Origin of the sequence: Peribacillus acanthi, from assembly GCF_003073175.1 — a bacterium.
Taxonomy (GTDB): domain Bacteria; phylum Bacillota; class Bacilli; order Bacillales; family DSM-1321; genus Bacillus_BN; species Bacillus_BN acanthi.
This window is the reverse complement of the sequence record NZ_QBBX01000006.1, coordinates 124820-146589: the sequence shown is the minus strand read 5'-3', so window position 1 is coordinate 146589 and position 21770 is coordinate 124820. Positions and strand designations below refer to the sequence as shown.

Annotated in this window: 20 protein-coding genes; 15 read left to right on the top strand and 5 right to left on the bottom strand. The window is 38.6% G+C overall.

All coding sequences use genetic code 11. The annotated features are described in order from the left end of the window. Positions 1-23: 23 nt before the first annotated feature. The 6 genes from DBX25_RS08055 to DBX25_RS08030 all read left to right on the top strand — a co-directional run bounded on the left by DBX25_RS08055 (position 24) and on the right by DBX25_RS08030 (position 6553). Positions 24-1238, top strand: a complete 1215-nt coding sequence (locus tag DBX25_RS08055) for an MFS transporter (RefSeq protein WP_108670270.1) — start codon at positions 24-26, stop codon at positions 1236-1238. A 146-nt stretch (positions 1239-1384) separates the two neighbouring features. Next, positions 1385-2740, top strand: coding sequence for a cytochrome ubiquinol oxidase subunit I (locus tag DBX25_RS08050; RefSeq protein ID WP_108670368.1), 1356 nt, complete (start codon positions 1385-1387; stop codon positions 2738-2740). A gap of 18 nt (positions 2741-2758) precedes the next feature. Further along, on the top strand, positions 2759-3802 hold the full coding sequence (locus tag DBX25_RS08045; protein ID WP_108670269.1) for a cytochrome d ubiquinol oxidase subunit II: 1044 nt from the start codon (positions 2759-2761) through the stop codon (positions 3800-3802). Positions 3803-3881: 79 nt separating this feature from the next. Further along, the gene (locus DBX25_RS08040) at positions 3882-4304 is read left to right on the top strand and encodes a DUF4064 domain-containing protein (protein WP_108670268.1); all 423 of its coding nucleotides are present in this window, start codon (positions 3882-3884) and stop codon (positions 4302-4304) included. Between the two features lie 146 nt (positions 4305-4450). Further along, positions 4451-5215: a class I SAM-dependent methyltransferase gene (locus DBX25_RS08035; RefSeq protein ID WP_240620210.1), complete on the top strand. Its 765-nt coding sequence runs from the start codon at positions 4451-4453 to the stop codon at positions 5213-5215. A gap of 222 nt (positions 5216-5437) precedes the next feature. Then, positions 5438-6553, top strand: a complete 1116-nt coding sequence (locus tag DBX25_RS08030) for a mechanosensitive ion channel family protein (protein ID WP_108670267.1) — start codon at positions 5438-5440, stop codon at positions 6551-6553. Between the two features lie 146 nt (positions 6554-6699). Here the strand turns inward: DBX25_RS08030 and DBX25_RS08025 are convergent, their stop codons facing one another. From DBX25_RS08025 to DBX25_RS08010, 4 genes are all read right to left on the bottom strand, one after another. Next, positions 6700-7887, bottom strand: a complete 1188-nt coding sequence (locus DBX25_RS08025) for a chromate transporter (protein WP_108670266.1) — start codon at positions 7885-7887, stop codon at positions 6700-6702. A 128-nt stretch (positions 7888-8015) separates the two neighbouring features. Next, positions 8016-8390, bottom strand: a complete 375-nt coding sequence (locus tag DBX25_RS08020; RefSeq protein ID WP_108670265.1) for a nuclear transport factor 2 family protein — start codon at positions 8388-8390, stop codon at positions 8016-8018. A gap of 350 nt (positions 8391-8740) precedes the next feature. Continuing rightward, positions 8741-9685: a Gfo/Idh/MocA family protein gene (locus tag DBX25_RS08015; RefSeq protein ID WP_108670264.1), complete on the bottom strand. Its 945-nt coding sequence runs from the start codon at positions 9683-9685 to the stop codon at positions 8741-8743. 159 nt (positions 9686-9844) lie between these two features. Beyond that, entirely contained in the window at positions 9845-10741 is an 897-nt protein-coding gene (locus tag DBX25_RS08010; protein WP_108670263.1) for a helix-turn-helix domain-containing protein, read from the bottom strand. A 194-nt stretch (positions 10742-10935) separates the two neighbouring features. Here DBX25_RS08010 and DBX25_RS21625 point away from each other — a divergent pair, with 194 nt between their 5' ends. From DBX25_RS21625 to DBX25_RS07990, 5 genes are all read left to right on the top strand, one after another. Beyond that, positions 10936-11064 (top strand): hypothetical protein, encoded by a 129-nt coding sequence (locus DBX25_RS21625; RefSeq protein WP_276309595.1) that lies wholly within the window; start codon positions 10936-10938, stop codon positions 11062-11064. 292 nt (positions 11065-11356) lie between these two features. Next, complete coding sequence (locus DBX25_RS08005; RefSeq protein ID WP_108670262.1) at positions 11357-11647, top strand: hypothetical protein; 291 nt, start codon at positions 11357-11359, stop codon at positions 11645-11647. 27 nt (positions 11648-11674) lie between these two features. Next, positions 11675-12232, top strand: a complete 558-nt coding sequence (locus tag DBX25_RS08000) for a glycerol-3-phosphate responsive antiterminator (protein WP_108670261.1) — start codon at positions 11675-11677, stop codon at positions 12230-12232. A gap of 221 nt (positions 12233-12453) precedes the next feature. Further along, positions 12454-13944, top strand: a complete 1491-nt coding sequence (glpK, locus tag DBX25_RS07995; protein WP_108670260.1) for a glycerol kinase GlpK — start codon at positions 12454-12456, stop codon at positions 13942-13944. 425 nt (positions 13945-14369) lie between these two features. Continuing rightward, positions 14370-16037, top strand: a complete 1668-nt coding sequence (locus tag DBX25_RS07990; RefSeq protein ID WP_108670259.1) for a glycerol-3-phosphate dehydrogenase/oxidase — start codon at positions 14370-14372, stop codon at positions 16035-16037. A gap of 74 nt (positions 16038-16111) precedes the next feature. On the opposite strand, the gene DBX25_RS07985 is transcribed toward DBX25_RS07990, so the two are convergent. Further along, positions 16112-17596, bottom strand: coding sequence for an aldehyde dehydrogenase family protein (locus DBX25_RS07985; RefSeq protein WP_108670258.1), 1485 nt, complete (start codon positions 17594-17596; stop codon positions 16112-16114). Positions 17597-17976: 380 nt separating this feature from the next. Here DBX25_RS07985 and DBX25_RS07980 point away from each other — a divergent pair, with 380 nt between their 5' ends. The 4 genes from DBX25_RS07980 to DBX25_RS07965 are packed head-to-tail and all read left to right on the top strand — an operon-like array spanning position 17977 to position 21735. Next, complete coding sequence (locus tag DBX25_RS07980) at positions 17977-18801, top strand: M55 family metallopeptidase (protein ID WP_108670257.1); 825 nt, start codon at positions 17977-17979, stop codon at positions 18799-18801. A 45-nt stretch (positions 18802-18846) separates the two neighbouring features. Continuing rightward, entirely contained in the window at positions 18847-19779 is a 933-nt protein-coding gene (locus tag DBX25_RS07975) for an ABC transporter permease (RefSeq protein ID WP_108670256.1), read from the top strand. Then, positions 19779-20735 carry an ABC transporter permease gene (locus tag DBX25_RS07970; RefSeq protein WP_108670255.1) on the top strand — a complete coding sequence of 319 codons (957 nt, stop codon included), beginning with the start codon at positions 19779-19781 and terminating at the stop codon, positions 20733-20735. Before DBX25_RS07975 ends, DBX25_RS07970 begins: the two co-directional genes overlap by 1 nt. Positions 20736-20739: 4 nt before the next feature. Next, the gene (locus tag DBX25_RS07965; RefSeq protein ID WP_108670254.1) at positions 20740-21735 is read left to right on the top strand and encodes an ABC transporter ATP-binding protein; all 996 of its coding nucleotides are present in this window, start codon (positions 20740-20742) and stop codon (positions 21733-21735) included. Positions 21736-21770 lie beyond the last annotated feature (35 nt).

Sequence of the window (21770 nt, the reverse complement as noted above, 5' to 3'; positions counted from 1 at the left end):
GAAATATATAGGAGGGCGAACGTATGGAAACACAAGTCGTCGTGCAAGAATCAACATCGATATGGAAAAATAAAAACTTCATTATTTTATTTGTTTCCGGTGCAATATTGGCGCTTGGGAGCAAGGTGTATGAATTGGCATTGCCATTAATTTTATACGATATCTCGCAATCTTCAGTAGCAATGTCCACGATGAGGGGGATAGAATTTTTACCTAACTTATTACTGGCTTTATTTATTGGGGTAATTGTCGACCGCGTCAATAAAAAACGGTGGTCTCTGTGGGCAATCTTCCTTCAGGCAATGGTACTTGGGCTGTTATATATGATGCTTGAGCTAGGTTTTCACCCGTTATTCCTTTTTTACATCTCAGGTTTCCTACTTATGACCTGTAGCTATGCCTTTTTCAACGCGCGATTCAGTATTGTAAAACAAGTATTGCCACATGAAATGCTCACCTCTGCCAATGCATCCTTTTCATTCATTTATACATTGATTGGAATTATGGGCCCAGCGATTTCGGGATTTATTTTGTTATTATCTAATCTTCATGATGGGTTGCTCTTTACGGCAGTAGCGTTCATAATTGCATTATTTTCTTTAATGTTTTTAGAACATAATGAGGAAAAAATCGTAAAAACTACCAATCTACTAGAGGATTTAACGGAAGGATGGAAGGGGTTAAGAAGCAACCGACCACTATGGTTAATCACCATTTTTGTCGTTTTCATTAATTCAACCACAGGCATGGTTGATGCCATGGTGATTTTCTTTGCAAAGGACAGCCTTCATCTTGACCATTTAGCATTAGGTCTTGTCCTATCCTGTGCGGGGGTTGGTGGGATGGTAGGAAGCTCATTAGTGGCTAAACTAAGAAAAAAATTCAGGATGGGACATCTGCTAGGGGTGGCTACCCTTTTAACATCCCTAGCCTTTTTCTTTCTATATATGGCAAATGATCCCGTACTATTAGGAATTGGACTGTTTTTAGAAGGACTCTTTGGAACCATCACTTCAATATGTATTTGGACATACAGACAGGAAACGACACCTACACATATGATAGGAAGAATTAGTGGAATAACGGGGTCGATCTTCAAACTAGGAATGCCCTTTGCTATTTTTGCAGCAGGCTGGCTTGCTCAATGGTTTACACCTAACCTGGTTTTCCTTGTCGCCATGTTGTTAAACATCATCATTTTTATGTTTTATAGAAAATCTTCATTGTGGAATATTTAAAGTCTTGTACTAAGTACAGGGCTTTTTTTCGTAAGATTTCAACATCCTTTTGAAAGTGGTACAACCTAAGATTTCTTTCTGTGAAAGTATAATTTTTCCTTTTCTGTTCAAAATATCTTTGAATGTTGATGAGAGGGGTAAGGATGTTGACTGATATTGTAATTGCTAGATCGATGTTTGGGACGACGATGGCATTTCATATTATTTTTGCTACGTTAGGTGTAGGTATTCCATTTATGATTTTGCTTGCAGAAATCATGTTTTTGAAAACGAAGAATGTGGACTATTCCATCATGGCAAAAAGATGGACGAAAGCTAAAGCAGTTCTCTTAGGAATCGCCATTCCTTCAGGGACTATCGCTGGGGTACAACTGTCCCTTTTGTGGCCTGGTTTTATGGAGGTAGTGGGTCGTGTAATGGCTCTACCGTTTCAAATAGAAATCTACGCTTTTTTTATTGAAGCACTATTTCTATCTATATATGTGTACGCCTATGATCGTATATCGGCAAAAGCTAGGGTGATTAGTCTTACACTTGTAACGTTTGGCGCACTTGCATCGGCTATCCTCATTTCGAATGTGCATGCCTTTGAAGGGACACCTGCAGGCTTTAACATTGTGAATGGAAAAATAGTTGATGTGGATCCTTGGGCGGCGTTTTTTAATCCAAGCTTCTTTGTGACTGCTGGTCATGTGGCGTTGACGGCTCTTATGACAGGTGCGTTTGTTACAGCTTCTGTAGCTGCATTTAAGTTATTAAAACTACCTTTTGAAAGTCGTCAATATCAGCATCATTTCAAAGCTCTGATGCTAAGCTTAATGGTTGGGGGTATTTTTTCATTACTTAGTGCCATAAATGGTCATGAATCTGCTCAATACTTGCATAAGTACCAACCTGAAAAATTGGCGGCAGCTGAAGGTTTATTTGAAACCCAATCCCATGCGCCGCTGGCTATTGGTGGTTTTACCAACCGTGAAACACAAGAGGTGGATTGGGCGATCGAAATTCCTTGGGCACTAAGTTTTTTGGCAGGCAATAGTTTCGATACGGTCGTCAAAGGCTTGAACGATTATCCAGAAGAATTTTGGCCACCATTGTTTGTACATACCCTTTTTAATGGAATGGTCGCAATCGGAAGCTTCACCATTCTTCTTTCTATGATCGGGTTTGTTTGGAATAAAATTATGAAAAAAGATCGGTTCCCAAAGTGGATGTTATGGCTATTTTTTTCTACAGGTCCATTATCCATTCTATCTATAGAATTTGGATGGATTTTTGCCTGTACCGGTAGACAGCCGTGGACGATTTACCGTATTTTAAGTACTGCTGATTCAGCTACAACACAAACTAATTTAGGTCCGTTATTTGCCATGTTTTTGGCCGTGTACGCGATCCTTGGAGTATCGGTAGTGCTAGTGCTGTATTATTACTTCAAAAGACATCCGCTTATTAATGATATTGAAGGGAAATCACAAGAACCTAACGGATTAACTATTCACTAATAAGAGGGTGTTGAAAACATGACAGGGATTACATTTGGAGATGAGCTTTTAGCCATCACTGTATTATGGGGATTTGTATTTATTTATGCAGTCATGGCCTCCATGGACTTTGGTGCAGGGTTCTGGTCCATGGTTTATATTAATAGGGAAAAAACGAATGCCACCAATATTGCAAACCGATATTTGTCACCAACATGGGAAGTGACAAATGTATTTATTGTCGCGATCGTGGTGGCGATATATAGCTTTTTCCCAGGAGCTGCCTACATTTTAGGGACCATTCTTTTGATTCCAGGAAGCCTCATATTATTGCTTTTGTCTATTCGAAGTGCTTTCTTGGTTTTTTCTCATACTGCAGAAAAGTACCGGAGATTGCTTGTGTATATTTCAGGGATTTCAGGCATTATTATTCCCGGTTTGCTAATGGCTGTTTTGCCTATATCACATGGCGATTACATACTGTTTGAAGGTGAAAGGCAGACCTTGCTGTTAGGAAAGTTGTTTACTAGCCCTCACGTCTATGCATTCATTGGGTTTGCGATTACTAGTTCACTATTTTTGTCATCTTTACTGCTTGCGGACTATTCGAAGGCTTCAGCTGAAGATACTGCTTATGATGTGTACCGGCGCGATGCGATGATTCTTGGGCCCATTTCATTAGTAATGGCCTTTTTAATCATGCTGACGATGAAAGGGGAAGCACCGTGGATTTTTGAAAAAATGATGAAAGATGTACCGTTGTTAATCGGTTCACTTACTGGCTTTGTTGTAGCTGGCTTGGCGTTGGTCATAAAAGATAAAAAAGGAATCAAAGGGATGCCACGAATTGCGGTAATTGCCATCACTTTTCAATATATATTAGCAAGCTACGTATATGGAAAAGCGCATTTACCATATATCGTATATCCTCATGTAACGATTCAGACCGGATTTACGGACCCCAATTCTTTTAGGGCGGTTTTCATTGTATATATAGTGGGATTTGCGATTCTTTTCCCTGGTTTTATTTATTTCTGGAGTCTATTTATGCAGGACAAAAGATATTTAAGACAAAAATCATGACATTTTTTGAAACTAAATGGAGTATGATTCGTAAAAAAGGGGAAAGGAAATACAGATACTATACTCTGGAGGAAATACGATGAAACGTACAGCTGAAAAAGTTATGAGCATTATTGGAATCGTTATTAATTTATTCATGATTGGGATGGCCGTTTTAGTCAACATAGGATTATCCGATGCTTCAATTCGCAACTCAATTGAGCAGGAAATTACAAGAGATCCAGCATTGGCGGACGCAGGGGTGGACGCTAATATGATTATGGACCTGCTAGGAGGTATTGGTTGGGGCTTTGTCATTGTCGTGCTGATTAGTACAGTACTTAGTATCATCGCTTTAGCCGTGATGAAACGTAAAAACAAATTGGCAGGAATCTTACTAATTATTAGTACTTTAATTGTAGGAATTGGAACGATTTTACTAGGTTGGCTACCCGCCATATTATTCTTGATTGCAGGAATCATGTGTCTTGTGCGTAAGCCTAAAGAGGAAATTGTATATTAATCCGTGTAAGGGGTGTTCCAATAAAGGGGCACTCCATTTTTATTTTCCAAGAATGGATAGAGGATTCAATATAGGAAAACTAGAATAGTTAAGTTAAGATTACTGCTTTTTAGAGGAGAGTAACTACCTAAAAATGAGGATGCAAAATGAATATTTTCTTTGATAATTTTGAGAAGTACGCTAATCCGGACGTATACGACAAGCAATACGGTTCCTATATGAAAGACCTTCCTCTTTTATTGGAATGGGCAACGAAACAAGGAGGACGAGTAGGAGACCTGGCATGTGGGACAGGAAGAATTACGTTGCCACTGGCTCAACAAGGATTTACGTTGACTGGTGTAGATTTACAAGAGGGCATGTTAAATACGGCGAGGGAAAAATCAAAAGAGTTAACCATCCATTGGGTTTTACAGGACTGCACGAAACTAGACTTGCAGCAAAAATACCGATTCATGTATATGACAGGTAACTCCTTTCAGCATTTTTTGACGAATGATTCTCAAAATAATTTGTTGCAGTCCATTCATCACCATTTGGAAAACGCGGGGATATTTATCTTTGGAACTCGTTACCCAAAATTAAAAGAATTAGCAGAAATAGATGAAAGCGTACAGGAATACACCAATCATCGTGGCCAGAAGATTCAAGAAACCAATTTAGAAGAATATAATCCTTTGACGCAAATCTTACATTGTAAATCCATAAGAAAGATTCTGAATGAAGAAGGGAAAATTGACGAAATCCAGCATGATAGCATTTCACTACGGTATGTATATCCTTTGGAAATGGAAAGGCTTTTAACGCAAAATGGTTTTAAGATAGAACATGCTTACGGTTCTTGGGATAAGAGTCCCTTGAGCGATGATAGCCACGAAATGATATATGTTTGTAGAAAAATTAGTTCATAGAGCGCGAATGACAGTGTACGATAGTAATAGAAAAACCTATGGGAGAAAGTGCCGATTGAAGAATCATTTGGTAGGTTTTAAGGATAGGCTCTTCAAGTCATTTTATCTCTCGCCATCCTAGAAGCAAAAAAATTTCCGACTTTTGCAGTATTTAAATATCCAGTATAAGAAGTTATTATATTGTGATTGCTATAAGTATTGTAAAAGAGAGGTTTTATTAGAATGTCTGTTGGTTTATTTATCATAGCTTTTTTTACGTTGGGCTTAGACTATGATATGTTAAAAAACTTAGGAATTTCTATTGGGATTTTGGCTGTATTTATTTTATTTAGAAACATTTTTACAAAATATGTGTTTCAGTTGATTTTGAAATTGTCTAGAAAAACCCCCTCAGATTTCTTTACGCAAATCTGTTTAGGTTTTGAACGTCCATTAGGATGGGCTTTTATCATTATAGGCTTGTATGTAGCTATGGATTATTTCCCTTTCATTGAACAACACAATGCGTTATTTTTAAAATTTTTACGTTCAATGGTTATCATTTTAATTACTTGGGGATTGTTTAATTTGTCTTCTCCTACTACGGGGATTTTAGTTAGCGTTAATCAAAAGATCAACAATAAAATTGATTTAATTCTTCTTCCGTTTATTTCAAGAACAATCCGTGTGATACTTATTGCTATTAGTGTCAGTATAATTGGACAAGAATTTGATTATGACGTAAATGGCTTAGTAGCAGGTCTTGGATTAGGTGGGCTAGCCTTTGCTTTAGCTGCTAAAGAAGCTGTAGGCAATCTAATTGGTGGAATTGTCATTGTAACGGAAAAACCATTTACGGTAGGTGACTGGATTTTAACGCCTAGTGTCGAGGGGACTGTAGAAGACATTAATTTCAGAAGTACAAAGATTCGAACTTTTAGTCAGGCTCTCGTAACGGTTCCTAATTCAACCCTTGCCAACGAACCGATTACCAATTGGAGTCGGATGGGGAAAAGACGAATCACGTTCCACCTTGGTATTAACTATAAAACTACAAAGGACCAAATAACTAGAGTGGTAGATCGAATTGACCAAATGTTAAAGACTCATGACGAAGTTCACCCAGATACAATCATGGTGTCATTCGATCACTATAATGATAGCAGTCTCGATATACTTTTGTATTTCTTTACCAATACCACAATCTGGGCAGAACACGTTAAAATTAAACATGAAATAAATCTGGAAATCATGGTGATCTTAGAGGAAGAAGGCGTAGAAGTCGCGTTCCCAAGCAGAACTATATATGTAACACCTCAATCAAATGAATTACTTCAAACAATGGGGTCTTTTGATTAATTGAAAATAATTTACTAGGCTGCCAATTAGGTGGCTTTTTTTACAGAAAACAACGCTCAGTTTGTTATACACTGAGCGTTGTTTTCTGTAAATTATTCTTTTTAAGTTAGTAAGTGACTTCGTCTATCTAATCGTGTGACTATTTTTTATACGAATGCCAATAACATACCACCTATAGCCCCGGTCACAACAATTACCCAAGGCGGTAACTTCCAATACACTAACATGCTGAATAAAATGGCTGCAAAGGCAAAATCAATTGGAGCTAAAATGGAGCTTGTCCAAATAGGGTGGTAAAAAGCTGAAATTAAAATTCCAACGACAGCTGCATTCACGCCCATTAACGCACCTTTTACTTTAGAGTTACGACGTAAAACATCCCAAAAAGGAAGCGTCCCTGCGATTAATAGGAATGCAGGTAAAAAGATTGCGAAGGTTGCTAATAATCCACCTTGCCAACCATTGATAACTGCCCCGATATAAGCAGCAAATGTAAATAAAGGACCAGGTACTGCCTGTGCCGCACCATACCCAGCTAAAAACGCTTCTTCACTCAACCAGCCTGTAGGTACAAATTCACGTTCTAATAGAGGTAAAACAACATGACCTCCACCGAAAACTAGTGAACCTGAACGATAAAAGCTATCAAATAGGGCAACCCAATTTTGCTCAGTGATTTCGCGCAATATAGGTAATACAATTAGTAAGCTGAAGAATAGTGATAGACAAATGACAGCAAATCTCTTGGAAATAGGGAAGAGCATCCTAGAGGGCTCATCTTCATGATGCTGTTTATACAAAAGATATCCAACTAATCCCGAAATCAAAATGACGCCCACTTGTGTAAAGGCAGTCTGCCATAATAGTGTAGCAACCAATGCAAATAGGGCAATTGCTTTTCTTTTTAAATCAGGAGTCAACTTTTCTGCCATCCCCATAATGGCATGTGCGACAACGGCAACAGCGACAATTTTTAGACCATGAATCCATCCAGCATTAGCAATATCCAAGCCTTGAAGAATTAATGCGAATACGATTAGGGCTATTACAGAAGGAAGGGTAAAGCCAAGAAACGATACAATTCCTCCTAGCAATCCATCTCGCATCATTCCAATCCCAATCCCAACTTGGCTACTAGCAGGTCCAGGTAAGAATTGACAGAGTGCTACTAAATCGGCATAGCTTTTCTCGTCCAACCATTTTCTTCTACGTACATATTCCTCATGAAAATAGCCTAAATGGGCTACAGGTCCACCAAATGAGGTTAACCCAAGTTTTGTCGAGACAACAAGAATCTCTAACAGAGCGGAAAAACCTTTTTTATCACTATTCATATATATTCACCTTCTTTGTTTGTACCAAGATTTTAGCATCATAATATCAAGATAAAACTATCATCTCTAATAATTTACATAATCTTAACATTTAAAAGATAAAACCCAAAAAAGTTCTCTGTTGAATTTTATATCAGTTGAGTAGGTGTACCTTGATGGAAGTACATCTGCCATTGATCGCCATTCAATTTCCAAATGGAGCTGCGTAAAGATTTTTGGTTATCTGAATGACGGACGATATGAAATGTTGTCAATGCTATCCCTGGTGCCAAAAGTTGAGCGTCGAAATTGGATAGTGTCATAGGAATATTTCGTGTAGTTCGTTCTGTTTTTGTCAGGCCATCGATCACAGATTTCTTATTAAAGGTTCGACCGGAACTTCCAAACTCTTTAAACTCATTTGACAATAGTCGATTTAGTTCTGTAGCCGATTCGCGAACTTCAGGCTGTAGCAATTTTTCTTCCAATGATCGAAGGTGTTCGATTAATGATATATCTGTCATTTTTATTCATCCTTTCAGGGTATTTGGTGTCCATTTTAACATGATTTTCTTTACCGAACGGAATGTTAGTGATTGTGTAGTTTAGGCCATTTGGTAAAATAATGAAGAAGTTCGGTAATAAAAGGGTTCGTTTTGGTAAAATGTCTGTTCAGTTCGGTAAAATATAAGTTCATTTCGGTAAAAGCCCATTAGAAAACTTGGCTGACGTCAAGAATAAGCTGGCGAAAGTCTAGTTGCACCTATACTTTATTAATTAATATGGCGATTACGTCAACTTATTTCTTCTCTGCCGATTGATAATTACTTAAAGTATAAAAAAATGCTCAAAATTTGATTTGAGCATTTTTTTTCTATTCGGAGCGTAACTGCTCGAGTATCTTTTGGGCTTCATATCCTGCTTTGAAATCAATGATGGTAGCAGGTTCGCCTTTTAATGCTTTTACCACATTGGAAAGAAGGGAGTCTGTTAAAGTCGCGTCACTTTCTATCCTAGTGATTTCTTCACCAACCTTGCCGCCTTCTAGTAATCCCCAATTTAACAGTGAGAGAGTAGCTTCCGTTCCATATGCCGTCAAACGGATTTCTTCTTTACCTGCAATTCCACTTAGACCATCGATTACTACTGGAGTTCCATCCTCTAATTGTAAATATGCCACAATACCAACTTCACAGGAATCTGGATCTTGCGGGAATTGAATGGATCGGTGTTTTAGCTCCAATGGTCCGAAAATCTTTTGAATCTGTTGAATAAAATGGATACCTACTTCTAGCACGAAACCACCTTGTTCACGACTTGCCACCCAAGCGTTTTGCTGCCATGCTCGTGGCCATTGTGGAAAATGCATTTTTAGTTCAAGTCTTCTAAGATCTCCGACAAATCCTTCCTTAATCATCTTGGCAAATTTTTGGCTGCCAGGGCTATAGTTTAGTGGGAAGTTCATGCTATGTAGAATTTCCTTTTCTTTTGCCATTTTATAAAGACTTTCAGCTTCTTCTACCGAATTTGCCAGAGGTTTTTCGCAAAGTACATGGATTCCTTTTTCCATTACATCTGTCACGACATTATGATGGAATTTTGGAGGAACAGCCACATAAACCAAATCGAGGTCAATTTGTTGAAGCATTTCCTTGTGATTACTGAATGCTTGAACATCACCAAGGCTCTTAGCGGTAAGCGCAGCATGGTCCTTCATGGAGTCACACACAGCGACAATCTTTGTTTCTGGATGATTCGTAAACTCTTTTATGAGGCGTTGTCCGATTGCCCCTAATCCGATAATAGCCACTTTAAACATTTGAATTCCCCTTTTTGCTAGTTTTCTAAGTTACTATATCATAAAATGTGGGAATAGTCTGATTTTTGGGGTTGCATACATCTATTTGCTAGTTTAAGAATGGCAGAATAGAGATAAAACAACAAATCCCTTCCAAATCATGAGGAAGGGATTTGTTGTTTATAGACTAACTTGTTGCTTTTGTTGCCAGTCTAATAATTTATTTTCGATAAAAGTAGCGAAATTCTGTACGTTTTGAAGTTCAAAGACTAATTTCGCCTTATTCATAAACTGATAAGCTTCCTGGAAATTACCAAGGAGTTCATAGTTATATCCTAAGTGATAATGGAGCTCACCAAGTAAAAGTAAATGATCCTTCTGAAGGCACCATCTTATGGCTTCTTCACAATGTTTGATGGAATCCTGGTATTTTTTTAACCTAGTCTCGGTCCATGCGATACTGTAAAGAATACGCGTTTTAATTGAATGGTCGTTAAGGAATGGTAGCGCTTTTAGATGAGTATGTGCATTTTCATATACTGTTAGTGCTTGAATTAATTGATTGTCTTCCGAATATATAACACCCATGCTTAGAAGAATCTCTAATTCACGTTCGCTATATATTTTTTCAGTAGTATGGGTTAAGTTGATAGCTTCTTGTAAGATTTTAATAGACCCTTCAACATTTTTATACAACTCATATTCACATATTCCTTTATTCCATAAGAGCACCTGGTAGTTTCTTTTATTTTGGATAAACAAAGGATTTTTGCCTTCCATATTAATAATCTCTTGGATTTCCTTGTAATTACGAGTTTTACGAGCCATTTTTAGTTGATTCATTACTTCTTGAACATAATCTAAACGTGGTGTCATTCCTATATCAAAAAAGTAGTTAACATCCACTCCAAGTCGTTCAGAAATTAAGTAAAGAGTTGAAGCATAGGGATATACATCGCCCTTTTCTATCTTGCTGATTTGTGCTTGTGTACAGATTCCTTCTGCTAATTCAACTTGTGATAGTCCGGATTGTTTTCTTAATTCTTTTATTTTTTGACCGATCGCAGAAAAATCCATTTAAAAACCCCTTAATTATGCCTAGAGTTATATTTTTATAATAAAACCTTGAAAAGTTGAGATTGAATGTTTTTTCATGGTGTTCATGAATGGAGAAATGAAATACAAGATTATACAATCTGTGGTTATATATTAACTATAAGGTTTTAATACTTTAAATCAAGAAGTTGTAAAAAAAAGAGGAGGATTTTCCTATGAAAAAGAAACTATTTGGATTCCTTTTAGCATTTACATTAGTAGCAGGCTTTGTTGCAACTGCTCCAATATCAAGCGGCTCAAATGATGGCGGCGTGACAACTTTAGAATTACCACTTATGCATTAATTTTTCGCAAAGTTAGACAAAGTGGTTATTATATATCATGGGTCGGATGAGAGTGCCACCCATGTTCAAATTATTACCCCTATTTCGCATCTCAGATTCCCTCTGAGGTGCATTTTTTTTGTATTCATATTCTTTTAAGCATATTCCTATAGTTATAGTTCGAATTGATTAGAATATATAAAGGAAAAAATAGGGCATTTATTAGAAAATATGACTTATTTTAAGCGGATCTGCAATTTTCCAATTTTGGTAAGGTAAAAACATAGGAATCAGAGAGAGGAGTTAATCTATTATGATGGATATAAGTATGCAAGTGAATCCCTCCTTTTTTGATGAAGAATGTGCGATTGTGTTTTCCTTTTACTTCAAGAATGAATCAATGAAAATTGGGGAAGCCGTTATTTACACCTGTGCGGAAGATGGGACTTGTGTTGAGCAAAATAACGAAATTTTGAACTGCTATGAAAAAGTCGCCTATTTAAAAGAGTTTACAATAATGAAAGAATATGAAGAACAATCAATGAACAAGATTGAACATTTTTTACATATACTTGGAATTAAGAAGTGTTTTTGGTTAAACTAGTTATATAAAGGCTTGAAGGAGGGACCAATGCAGAAACTCTTCCCAACTTCGAGGAATATGAAGAATTTTGAACGGTTCCTTGAGTCTTCCTATGAAAATGGAATATTTCTAGATACACATGTTTCTCAGTTGAGACATATCCAACAAATGGCCAAACTGCATATGAAAAAGATGTTCTTTCATATGGACTTAATTCATGGCTTAAAAAATGATGAGTTTGCTACGGAATTTGTTTGCCAAGAAATACAGCCTGAAGGAATTATCTCAACAAAAGGCGCCGTCATCATGAAAGCAAAACAAAAAGGAATCCTTTCCATTCAACGAATATTTTTAATAGATTCTCAGGCATTAGAGAAAAGCTTGAAAATTATTGAGAAAACACAACCTGATTTCATTGAGGTGATGCCAGGGGCTATGCCATGGATCATTAAAGAAATTAAGAGACAGGTGGAAATTCCAATTATTGCAGGTGGGTTTATTCGGACAGAAGATGAAGTAAATGCTGCAATGGAGGCAGGTGCTTCGGCAATTAGCACTTCGAATGTGCAGCTTTGGAAGCAATTTGAACATACAAGCTATAATTGAGTGTAGCTTTAAGATACACAGAAATGGCCCTCATGATTTGGCTTTTTTTGCGTATCTTTTTTGTCCTTTAAGAGTTTATTATTCTGGCTCATTTTTGAAAAGAGTATAGGAACTTGCAAGCACTTAGGTTTAGGCATTAACTAAGTATTCTAATTCTTGACCTTGTTCAACAGAGGTTTGCACTTGAAATAATTTTAACCATAAAAAATGGGAGGGTTTACATGGAAAAGTTCATTCTTTCCTTGGATCAAGGGACAACTAGCTCACGTGCGATATTATTCAATAAAAAGGGAGAAGTGGTGCACACTTCCCAAAAGGAGTTCCCACAATATTTTCCTAAGCCAGGTTGGGTGGAACACAATGCAAATGAAATCTGGGCTAGCATTTTGGCGGTCATTGCCACTTGTTTGACAGAATCAGGTGTTAAACCAAGCCAAATCGCCGGGATTGGGATTACCAACCAAAGAGAAACCACTGTGGTGTGGGAAAAGGAAACTGGTCGTCCCGTTTATAACGCGATTGTTTGGCAATCAAGACAAACCTCTGAAATTTGTAATGAGTTAAACAATAAAGGACATAGTGAAATGTTCAGAAATAAAACCGGTTTATTAATTGATGCCTATTTTTCTGGGACAAAAGTGAAATGGATCTTAGATCATGTAGAAGGTGTTCGCGAAAGAGCCGAAAAAGGGGAATTATTATTTGGCACTATCGATACGTGGCTTATTTGGAAGTTGTCTGGTGGAAAAGCTCATGTGACAGATTACTCTAATGCATCAAGAACACTGATGTATAACATATATGAGTTGAAATGGGATGAAGAAATATTAGATATTCTAGGTGTTCCAAGTTACATGTTGCCAGAAGTCAAATCTTCTTCAGAAATCTTTGCCAAAACGGTAGGCTATCATTTCTTTGGTGAGGAAATTCCGATTGCCGGTGCAGCCGGTGATCAGCAGGCAGCTTTGTTCGGTCAAGCTTGCTTTGAAAGTGGGATGGCAAAAAACACCTATGGAACAGGCTGTTTTATGCTAATGAATACAGGGGAAAAGGCAGTTAAGTCAGAAAATGGACTTTTGACTACGATTGCATGGGGAATTGACGGAAAGGTCCAGTACGCTCTTGAAGGAAGTATTTTTGTAGCTGGTTCTGCGATACAGTGGCTTCGTGACGGCTTGAGAATGCTCAAGAATGCCAAGGATTCAGAAACATATGCTGCTCGAGTTGAGTCAGCTGATGGCGTCTATGTAGTCCCAGCATTTGTTGGTCTAGGAACCCCTTATTGGGATAGCGATGTCAGAGGAGCTGTGTTTGGACTTACCCGTGGGACGACGAAGGAGCATTTTATCCGTGCCACTTTGGAATCACTTGCCTATCAAACGAAGGATGTTCTGGATGCCATGGAGGCTGATTCCGGTATTGGCTTAAAAACTTTGCGAGTTGATGGCGGTGTTGTTAAAAATAACTTCTTAATGCAGTTCCAATGTGATTTGTTAAAAGTTTCGGTTGAGCGTCCAGTTGTCAATGAAACGACAGCATTAGGGGCTGCCTATTTGGCAGGGCTGGCAGTCGGTTTTTGGAACGGGAAGGAAGAAGTGTCATCTCAGTGGAATTTAGATAAAGCATTTTCACCTAATATGGATGAAGAAAAGAGTAATGAACTTTATAGGGGCTGGAAAAAGGCAGTACATGCTGCAATTGCGTTTAAATGATGCACAATTAGGAAGAATATTGATATACTAATTCTAAGTTAATAAATAGGTCGGAGAACAGGAGAGACCACAAATTCATGTTTCAACAGGGGGCATGTGTTTGTGGTCTCTTTTTGCTTCATTTCAGGGTTATATGGACTATTTTTACAGAAAAGGGAAAGGCTTTGTTAAGCGTCTCTGTTGAGTTCAACTTTGGGATTCAGAAATAACGACCTATATCAGCAAATTCCGGCCAACTTTAACGAATATGTGACCACATATTTCTTATTACGCCCAGCTTAAATGGTTTTACTCCCAAGTTTTCCAGTTTTACACGCAACTTGTCGAATGTAGAGGAGCATAAAACCCTACTGTCCATCTAATACTGGTTAAAAATAAAATAAGATTAAGGATAAAGAAATGAATGGGGGGTTTAGGAAAAGGTTATGATTTTTTCGAATATGAATCGTAAGCAAGATTTACTTCGTATGGAGCAAACCGAATATGATTTATTCATTATTGGGGGCGGTATAACAGGTACTGGCATAGCTTTAGATGCTGCTTCTAGAGGAATGAAGGTTGGGTTGGCTGAAATGCAGGATTTTGCAGCAGGAACGTCCAGTCGATCGACTAAGCTGGTCCATGGTGGTTTACGCTATCTAAAGCAGTTTGAAGTGGCGATGGTTGCCGAGGTAGGAAAAGAACGTGCGATTGTGTATGAAAATGGACCACATGTGACAACCCCGGTATGGATGTTATTACCGTTTTACACAGGAGGGACTTTCGGTAGGTTCAGTACTTCACTCGGCCTGCGGGTGTATGATTTTTTGGCAGGTGTAAAGAGAAATGAGCGACGAACGATGTTGAGTAAGGAAGACGTGCTACAAAAAGAACCGCTTGTCAAAAAAACGGGATTGGTAGGTGGCGGATATTATGTGGAATATAGGACCGATGACGCCCGTTTGACGATGGAAGTGGCAAAAAAGGCAGTAGAGTTCGGAGCGGACTTGGTGAATTATTTGAAGGTTTCAGGATTTATTTATGATGATAAAAAAGTGGCTGGGGTTTGTTTGGAAGATACCTTAATGGGTGGAACCTATCGAATAAAAGCAAATAGAATCATCAATGCCACAGGCCCTTGGGTGGATTCTTTACGGGAAATGGACCAATCCAAAAATGGAAAATCACTAAAACTTACAAAGGGTGTTCACCTTGTCATCGATCAATCAAAGTTTCCATTAAAGCAAGCTGTTTACTTCGATACTCCAGATGGGAGAATGGTGTTTGCTATTCCTAGAAACGGAAAAACATATGTTGGAACGACGGATACTTTTTATGGAGAAGATCCGAAATATCCAACGATGACCTCTGATGACCGTTCGTATATATTAGAAAGTATTCACTATATGTTCCCGGATGTTTCTGTAACAGAAAGAGATGTTGAATCCAGCTGGGCAGGTGTTCGCCCACTCATACATGAAGATGGTAAAGATCCATCTGAAATTTCGAGAAAGGATGAGATATGGATATCCGATTCTGGATTAATAACGATTGCTGGAGGGAAACTAACGGGATATCGTAAAATGGCTGAAACGGTCGTGGATCAAGTGGCTGATGAAATGAAAAGTAATCGATACAAATTGTTTAGTTCTTGCCAAACAAAGACTTTACCCATTTCAGGAGGAGATGTGGGCGGATCTAAGAATTTACAAAAGTATATTGAAGAACAAGTAAAACTTGGGGTAGAGGCTGGATTATCCTCCAAAGAGGCGAAGGAAATGGCTCATACGTACGGCTCGAATGTTGGCAAAGTTTTTGAATTGATAAAAAAACATCAAAGGGTTGCAGCAAAATTCGGGCTGCCACTAGAGGTCTTTGGGAAATTGGAATACAGTATTAGAGAGGAAAGAATTGCGACTCCTGTAGATTTCTTTCTTCGTCGCACAGGCACCTTGCTTTTTGACATTTATTGGGCGTTAACTTGGAAAGATAAAGTTATCGAATATATGACGAATGCCTTTGGATGGAACAAAGAACAAAAACAGCTTTATATAGATGATTTAATGCGTGAGATACGGAATGCCCAAAATCCAATTGATTTGCAAAGTGAGTAAAATTAATAAGTACTCTCGTAAAAAACCAAGGCTCCTACCAGAAAATCTGGTGGAGCCTTGGTTTTTGTTCTTGATTATTTCAAGCTTACCCAAACACTTTTCACTTCAGTATAGTTGTCAAGTGCGTAGGAGCCCATCTCACGACCGATACCAGATTGTTTGTAGCCACCGAATGGAGAAGCGGCATCAAATGCATTGTAGCAGTTTACCCATACTGTACCAGCACGTAGTTTGCTAGCTACATAGTGAGCGTTAGCGATGTCTCGAGTCCATAGACCTGCTGCAAGTCCGAATTCGGAATTATTCGCACGCTTGATAACTTCATCCAAGTCTTCATATGGCATAGCAGAGATAACCGGTCCAAAAATTTCTTCTTTGGCGATCGTCATATCATCTTGAACGCCTGCGAAGATGGTTGGAGAAACGAAGTAGCCTTCATCCTGCGGTTTATTTCCACCTACTAATACCTCTGCACCTTCAGCTACACCTTTTTCGATATAGCCAAGTACACGTTTTTGCTGCTCATCGGAAACTAGAGGTCCGATTTGAGTGGACTTGTCTAGACCCACACCTTGTTTGATGTTCTTCGCGTGAGAAACCATATCAGCTACAACATTGTCATAGTGTTTCTTTTGGATGAACACGCGGGAACCAGCACAACATACTTGTCCTTGGTTGAACATTACACCGTTTAATGCACCAGGGATTGCTTTGGATAAATCAGCATCAGGTAAGATGATATTAGGGGATTTTCCACCTAACTCAAGTGTCACGCGTTTCAACGTTTTTGAAGCAGAAGCCATGATTAGCTTACCAACTTCAGTTGAACCTGTGAACGCGATTTTATCTACAAGAGGATGGTCAACAAGTGGCTTACCAGCCGTTTCACCGAATCCAGGTACGATGTTTACAACACCTTCTGGGAATCCAGCCTCTTGAATTAATTCTGCTAAATATAAAGCTGAAAGTGGAGTTTGCTCAGCTGGCTTTAATACAACTGTACAACCAGTAGCTAAAGCTGCTCCAAGCTTCCACATTGCCATTAAAAGAGGGAAGTTCCAAGGGATAATTTGTCCCACGACACCCACTGCTTCATGGCGAGTATAGTTTAAGAAAGGACCGCTGACAGGAATCGTCTGACCAACGATTTTCGTTGCCCAACCAGCGTAATATCTCATATGCTCAATCGCAAGTGGAACATCTGCATGAGTGGTTTCGTTAATAGGTTTACCGTTATCTAGTGTTTCTAATTGGGCAAGCTCTTCCTTATGCTCTTCCATTAAATCTGCAAGTTTGTACATAAGTCGGCTTCTTGAAGCTGCGCTCATTTTAGACCATTTACCTTCGTCGAAAGCTTTACGAGCAGCACGGACTGCAAGATCAATGTCAGCCGCTCCACCTTCATACACCTCTGCTAATACTTCACCTGTAGCAGGGTTAGGCGTTTTAAAAGTTTTTTGGGAGGCACTTTCTACAAACTCACCATTAATAAATATTTTTTTAGGACCTTGTAGGAACTTTTGTAGTTTTGGACTAATTTCAAGCGTAAGATTTACCATTCAATATCCTCCTTTGATTGGGCACCCAATTTAATAGATTTATGTAAGCGTTTGCAACAAATCTACTATTAAATAATAGACTAAATAAATTTAATTTTCAAATTATTTATTTCCTATTTTTTCGACAACGGTTCGAATGAGAAACTGGGAATACAGTGTATAAAAATAGGTATAATTTATTATTTTATAAAAATAATTATTTCGTATTTAAAAATATTTTTTCGAATAAAACTATTGATATAACAAGGTTAATATTATGGTGGATATACTAATCTACTAAATTTCCTAAATATAAATATATTAAAGTAATTGAAAATTATTGGTATTTACATTATTATAATTTTAAGAAAATTTACATAAGTATGCATAGGAGGGAAAAAATGAAACTCTATATGTCAGTGGATATGGAAGGAATCACAGGGTTGGTTGATGCAACTCATGTCGATTCTTCCAGGCATAATTACGAACGAGGACGACAAATTATGACAGATGAAGCGAACTCCATCATCTCGACAGCTTTTGATAGAGGTTGTGATGAGGTAGTCGTGAATGATAGCCATTCGAAGATGAATAATCTTTTAATTGAAAAGCTTCATCCTGAGACTCAGTTGATTACTGGTGATGTAAAGCCATTTTCTATGGTGCAAGGTTTGGATGATAGTTTTACAGGGGCCATTTTTGCAGGGTATCATGCTCGTGCTTCTATGAAGGGTGTCATGTCCCACACGATGATTTTTGGAGTAAGAAATATCTATATCAATGATGTAGTAATAGGTGAACTTGGTTTTAATGCATATGTTGCTGGATATTATGGAGTACCGGTTCTGATGGTTGCAGGAGACGATGGCGCAGCAAAAGAAGCAGAAGCGTTAATACCAAATATTACGACTGCTGTCGTGAAGGAATCTATTTCTCGATCAGCCGCGAAATCGCTTACACCTGCAAAGGCTAGGGAGCTACTACAGGAAAAAACTGCTCAAGCGCTTGCTAATAAGGACTTAGTGAAGCCGCTAGTCCCACCACAAAATCCATTGATGCGCATTGAATTCGCAAATTATGGACAAGCCGAATGGGCGAGCTTAATGCCAGGTACAGAAATTGAGGAAGGTACCACAATTGTTCGATATCAAGCAAAAGATATCTTAGAAGCGTATAAAGCGATGCTGGTTATGACGGAGCTTGCAATGAGAACAACTTTTTGCTAGTCCATTAAATACATAGAACACAATCTTGTAAGAAAGTGTGATTGCATGAATTCATATTTTATTAAACGTATTTTGTCCATGCTAGTGACCCTTTGGTTGATTGTGACGCTTACCTTTTTCTTAATGCATTCTGTCCCAGGATCTCCATTTAATGAAGAGAGAAACACTAGTGAATCAGTGCAAAAGAATTTAGAAGCCTACTACAACCTGGACGAGCCATTGTTGGTGCAGTATGGAGAATATTTAAAGAAACTAGTAACGTTGGATTTTGGTCCGTCGATTAAAAAATCTTCACAAACAGTAAACGACATGTTGGGGAGAGGGTTCCCCGTATCATTTGAACTAGGCATGGTCACTCTTACTGTGTCTGTCATTTCAGGGATTCTTCTTGGAATTGTAGCAGCCCTTAGACATAACGGGATCATCGACTACCTTGCGATGACGTTTGCGGTTGTAGGTATTTCAGTGCCAAGCTTTGTTATGGCAACCCTATTGATTCAAAAATTCGCTGTAGATTGGGAACTTCTTCCTGTAGCTACATGGGCTAGCCCTATGCATATGATTCTACCGACTCTTGCTTTAGCCACAGGGCCAATGGCGATTATTGCCCGTTTGACAAGAACGAGTATGTTAGAAGTACTAACACAGGATTATATAAGAACAGCAAAAGCAAAAGGGCTTTCGCCAGTGAAAATTGTGTTTAAACATGCGTTAAGAAATGCATTATTACCAGTTATAACTGTTCTAGGATCACTTGCAGCAAGCATTTTGACGGGAACATTTGTTATTGAAAAAATCTTTGCGATTCCTGGTATGGGTAAATACTTCGTGGAAAGTATCAACAGCCGTGATTATCCTGTCATTATGGGAACGACAGTGTTTTATGGTGCCGTTTTGATTATGATGTTGTTCTTGGTCGATCTGGCGTATGGCATACTTGACCCACGCATCAAGTTGCATAAGAAGGAGGGAAGATAATGGAACTTCGAAAAATAAAAGAAGAACCTCCTATTACTTCCAACATTCCAGATGAATGGTTTACGCCTAAAACCAATAATTTGGCTGCAAGAGAAGCGGTCGTTCGTCCTAGTCTCTCTTATTGGAAAGACACGTGGAGAAGGCTAGTGAAAAACAAACTGGCCATGCTAGGATTGATTTTCTTGATATTCTTAACCTTTATGGCGATATTCGGTCCAATGATTTCCCAATATGAGGTAGGAGATCAACGGTTAATGGATCAAAACCTACCACCATCCAAAGAGCATTGGTTTGGTACGGATGATCTTGGTAGAGATGTATTTACTCGTACTTGGTATGGTGCTCGTGTCTCCTTATTTGTAGGGGTAGTTGCAGCACTGATAGATTTCCTAATCGGTGTCATTTACGGAGGAATCGCCGGATATAAAGGCGGAAGAGTTGATCATATCATGATGAGGGTAATCGAAGTATTATACGGCCTTCCTTATCTACTTATCGTTATCTTGATGTCGGTAGTCCTTGGTCCAGGTCTTTTCACTATTATCGTAGCTTTAACAATTACGGGCTGGATTGGTATGGCACGAATTGTTAGGGGACAAGTTCTACAAATCAAAAACTATGAATTTGTTTTGGCTTCTAAAACGTTCGGTACAAAAACAGCACGGATTATTCGGAAGAATTTATTACCAAACACAATGGGGCCAATCATAGTCCAAATGACTTTGACTGTGCCATCAGCAATTTTCGCAGAAGCTTTTCTAAGCTTCCTTGGGTTAGGTATCCAAGCTCCATTCGCGAGCTGGGGTGTGATGGCAAATGATGGGTTATCTACTATTCTATCAGGTCATTGGTGGCGCCTTTTCTTCCCTGCATTCTTTATTTCATTAACGATGTTTGCGTTTAATGTGCTGGGAGATGGACTTCAGGATGCTCTCGATCCGAAGTTAAGGAGGTAGAAGGATGGAAAAAGTGTTACAAGTTAACGACCTACACGTAGACTTCAAAACATATGGAGGAGAAGTCAAGGCAGTACGTGGTGTCTCGTTTGATTTACATAAAGGTGAAACTCTGGCGATTGTAGGGGAATCGGGTTGTGGAAAGAGTGTCACATCTCAAAGCATCATGCGATTGATTCCGAATCCTCCCGGGAAAATCACACAAGGCTCCATCCTTTTTAAGGGAAAAGACCTTACAACTCTAAAGGATGCTGAAATGAGATCGATTCGAGGAGCCGATATTTCAATGATTTTCCAGGATCCAATGACAGCATTGAATCCGACATTGACGATTGGCGATCAAATCATGGAGGGAATCATCCAACATGAAAAAGTTTCAAAGGAAGAAGCAAGGAAAAAGGCTCTTTCTATGCTTGACCTTGTGGGAATCCCTAGCCCGTTAACTCGATTAAAACAGTACCCTCACCAGTTTAGTGGTGGGATGAGACAGCGTATTGTCATTGCGATGGCACTAGTATGTCAACCAGAGGTGTTAATCGCCGATGAACCTACAACAGCTTTAGATGTAACCATACAAGCCCAAATTTTGGACTTGTTTAAGGATATACAAAAGAAAACAGGAGTATCCATCATATTAATCACCCATGATTTAGGGGTAGTTGCACAAGTGGCAGATCGAATCGCAGTCATGTACGCAGGAAAAATCGTTGAAACTGGTACAAGAAGAGAGATTTTCTATAATCCTCAACATCCATATACTAGGGGATTATTGAACTCCGTTCCACGACTTGATTTAGAAGGAACGGAACTCGTTCCAATCGTCGGTTCTCCACCAGACCTATTTGCACCTCCAATTGGATGTGCATTCGCTGCACGTTGCTCTTATGCGATGGAAGTTTGTGAAAGGGTTTATCCTACCAAAACTCAACTGAGCCAGGAGCACCAAGTGGATTGCTGGCTTCAGGATGAAAGAGCCACAAAAATGTTGGCGAAGGTATAAGTTTGAAAACAGCATCACAGAAATATCAAATAGAT